Annotated in this window: 3 protein-coding genes; 2 read left to right on the plus strand and 1 reads right to left on the minus strand. The window is 39.7% G+C overall.

What is annotated here, in order from left to right; genetic code table 11:
* Positions 1-379 precede the first annotated feature (379 nt).
* Positions 380-1,768 (plus strand): argininosuccinate lyase, encoded by a 1,389-nt coding sequence (gene argH, locus WBM70_RS03850; protein ID WP_424557188.1) that lies wholly within the window; start codon positions 380-382, stop codon positions 1,766-1,768.
* A gap of 15 nt (positions 1,769-1,783) precedes the next feature.
* Here argH and WBM70_RS03855 read toward each other — a convergent pair whose 3' ends face one another.
* Positions 1,784-3,223 carry a protein adenylyltransferase SelO gene (locus WBM70_RS03855; RefSeq protein WP_424557189.1) on the minus strand — a complete coding sequence of 480 codons (1,440 nt, stop codon included), beginning with the start codon at positions 3,221-3,223 and terminating at the stop codon, positions 1,784-1,786.
* Between the two features lie 116 nt (positions 3,224-3,339).
* Between WBM70_RS03855 and WBM70_RS03860 the strand changes: the two genes are divergently transcribed.
* The coding region (locus WBM70_RS03860) for an OsmC family protein (protein WP_424557190.1) at positions 3,340-3,661 on the plus strand (322 nt) is incomplete at its 3' end.

Genomic DNA, 3,661 nt, shown 5'->3' on the forward strand with positions numbered 1-3,661 from the left:
TCAAGAGATTTTAGTTTTACTCCTTGTCCAAAATTTGTAAACTTCCTTGTTTATCTCTTGTCCCCGGTTATCTTTTACTGAAGAGCCTTCTCCCTGAATACAACTCCCTTTTTTCTTGGCTCTTCGATGATATAATATAAGTATTCATAAACTATATTATAATATTTAATGATACTTTAATTTTGGATAGGTATAATTCGCGCATTAAAGGTAGCCATTTAAACATTCTTTTTGAATAATGTTTTACGCCTTGTCCAAATTTGTAAATATTTTTTAAGTTCATCAGTTTGGGTTACCTTTAATCTGCTTTATCTTCTAAAACCTAATCAAACGTACTTTACGATAAAATACTCTAATTATCAACACTTAGGAAATATGTATGTCTAAAAAAATTGCATCTGCAAGAATCTCTGAAAAAAGCTCACAATTACTTCAAGATCTCAATAACTCACTGCCATTTGATAAGGCATTGTATGCTGAAGATATAGAAGGATCACGCGCACATGCTTATATGTTGTGTGAGCAGGGTATTATCTCGAATGAAGATTATGAGAAGATAGAAAGTGGATTATATGAGATTCTGGGTGAAATAGATTCTGGTGCATTTAAACTTGATGGTGATGATGAAGATATTCACATGGCCATAGAGGGTAGACTCACTGAAAAAGTGGGAGATGCAGGAAAGCGTCTTCATACTGCTAGAAGCCGTAATGATCAGGTAGCACTTGACTTTAGACTCTATGTACAGAACAACACTAAAGCCATTGCAGACTTACTTTTAGTTAACATTACTACTCTTGTAAAGGTGGCAGAAGAAAATGCAGAAGTGATGCTTCCTGGTATGACACACTTACAGCATGCACAGCCCATAAACTTTGGTTATCATATGATGGCTTATGCTAGTATGTTTAAACGTGATTATGAGCGTTTTATAAGCTCTTATGAACGTAACAATTACTCTCCTATCGGGTGTGCTGCATTGGCTGGTACACCTCACAACATTTCTCGTCAGATCACTTCAGATAAATTAGGTTTTAATGCACCGACCTTGAACTGTCTTGACACGGTAAGTGACAGAGACTTTGCACTGGAGATACTCTTTAACATCAGTACCATGATGATGCACATGAGCCGTTTGAGTGAAGAGCTGATCTTATGGTCTGCAAGTGAGTTTAGATGGGTGACACTGAGTGACCGTCATGCTACAGGTTCTTCCATTATGCCACAAAAGAAAAATCCTGACATCCCTGAACTTCTCAGAGGGAAAACAGGACGTGTAAATGGTAATCTGGTTGCACTTCTTACTGTGATGAAAGGTCTGCCACTTGCGTACAATAAAGATATGCAAGAAGATAAAGAAGGTGTATTTGACTCTGTAAGAACAGCCACACTTTCACTACAAGTACTTGAAGAGATGATAGCGGACATGACAATCAACGTAGAACAGATGGAAGCAGCATGTATGATAGGCCATCTTTCTGCCACAGACCTGGCAGACTACCTTGTAAAAGAAGCAGGACTTCCGTTCCGTGACGCTTATCACATTACCGGTAATGCAGTAAACTTGGCAGAAGAAAAAGGACTAGACATCTCTGAACTACGTTTAGAAGATCTACAAAGTGTAGATGGTCGTATAGGTGAGGGTATTGTAGCATTACTAGATAACCGTGCTTCTATGAATGCTCGTCAATCTGAAGGTGGAACTGCTACCGTGAGAACTTTGGAGCAGGTGGAGAGTTTGAAGAAGTGGTTAGATAACCAAGAGTAGTTCTCTACGTAGTCATCAGGACGAACAGGAGAGACAGATATTTTTGTGCTCTTCCGGCGTCTCATGTGCAAAATGTTCAAACTCAGGTAGTTCATCAAACGGATGTGCTGCGATATGCAGCAGTGTCTCTATACTAGAGAAATCGCCTTTTTGGGCAAGGTCTATTGCTTCTTGGAGCATATAGTTCTTCAATACATATTTTGGATTTGTTTTTAACATTTCTTTTTGTCGATCTGACTGTGAACGTGTCTCTTTAGCTAAACGTTTGTCATATAGTTCAAGCCAGTTATGAATGACCACTGGATTCATAGCGATATCAAATAGAGGCATCCTATCACTATCATAGTGGCTGAGTGTTCGAAAGAAATTGGTATAGTCGACATAGGCATCTTGCAGCGCACCTACCAGATCTGTGATGAGTTCAACATCTTCATCCAGTTTTAAATCCAACCCTAGTTTTTGACGCATGACATCGATATAGGCATTAGGATAGAGGAAATTACCATAATCATCGAGCTTTTTTTGCATTCTCTCTTTATCAATGATAGGGGTAAGTGCTTTGGAGAGCATGGTGAGGTTCCAGTAGGAGACATTGGGCTGCTCCCCGTAACTGTAACGACCTGCTTTGTCTGTTTTATTGCACACAAAGCCGTAGTCAAAATCATCTAGCATGGAGAAGGGACCATAGTCGATGGTGAGACCTGCGATGGACATATTGTCTGTATTCATCACGCCATGGCAGAAGCCTATGCTTTGCCACTTTGCAATGAGTTTTGCAGTACGCTCAACCACTTCACTAAAGAATTTAAAGTAACGATCTTCATCATCTTTTAGATGTGGGTAGGATTCTGCAATGACGTAGTCAGTAAGGGTTTGAAGTTTGTCATACTCTTTGAAATAGTAAAAGTATTCAAATGTACCAAAACGCACCCAACTTGGTGAAAGTCGCATAACGATAGCGGCTTGTTCTATGTTATTGCGTACGATCTTTGTTTGTGATCCTATGACACCAAGGGCACGTGTTGTGGGAATGCCAAGATGGTGCATCGCTTCGCTCATCAGGTACTCTCGTATGGAAGAGGGTACGGCCGCACGACCATCTGATGTACGGCTATAGAGAGTTTCTCCGCTTCCTTTGGTCTGGAGGTGCCAACCATTGATACTTCCCAGATTGATAGCCCTTCCATCTCCTAGACGTGGTGCGTAATTTCCAAACTGATGTCCTGCATAGCACATGGAAAAGGGACGTACACCTCGAGGGATAAAGGTGCCGTTGAGCAGATCCACAAAACGAGGGTCATCTCCACTGATGCTCTCAAGACCGATGAGTTTCGCCACATGGGTGTTGAAGCTGATCAAATAAGGATCATCAAGTGGTGTGGGATCGGTCATATCGTAAAATTCGTTGTTTAACGAAAGATAGTTGGTTTGAAAATTAAGTGTATCAAGTGTCATATAGAGGTTTTACATTTGTTATCCTTAAGATCAGATAAGCTTTACACTATGATGCTCTTTATTATAAAAATATAAGTCATTTACTGTACACTATGAGAAAAAATTAGGAATGGACAATGAACGTATCAGTAGAATACTTAGGCGAAAAAAAGTTTAAAGCGAACACAATAAAATCTTCTTACATTTTAGATTGTAAAGAGATCACTCCTGTGGAGTATTTTGCAACAGGTATTATAGGGTGTACAGGTATTGACCTTGTGATGATGGCTGAGAAGGATGGGTATGAAGTGCATAACTACTCTGTTAACGCTGAGATCGAAAGAACAGACTCTGTACCAATGAAGTTTGCCTCTATGCATATCATCTTTGAGTTTGACGGAGAATTTGATGCAAGTAAAGCGAAGCGTTATATAGGGGCATCTTTGGAGAGTTACTGTA

The organism is Sulfurovum sp. (assembly GCF_049668085.1).
Lineage (GTDB): Bacteria > Campylobacterota > Campylobacteria > Campylobacterales > Sulfurovaceae > Sulfurovum.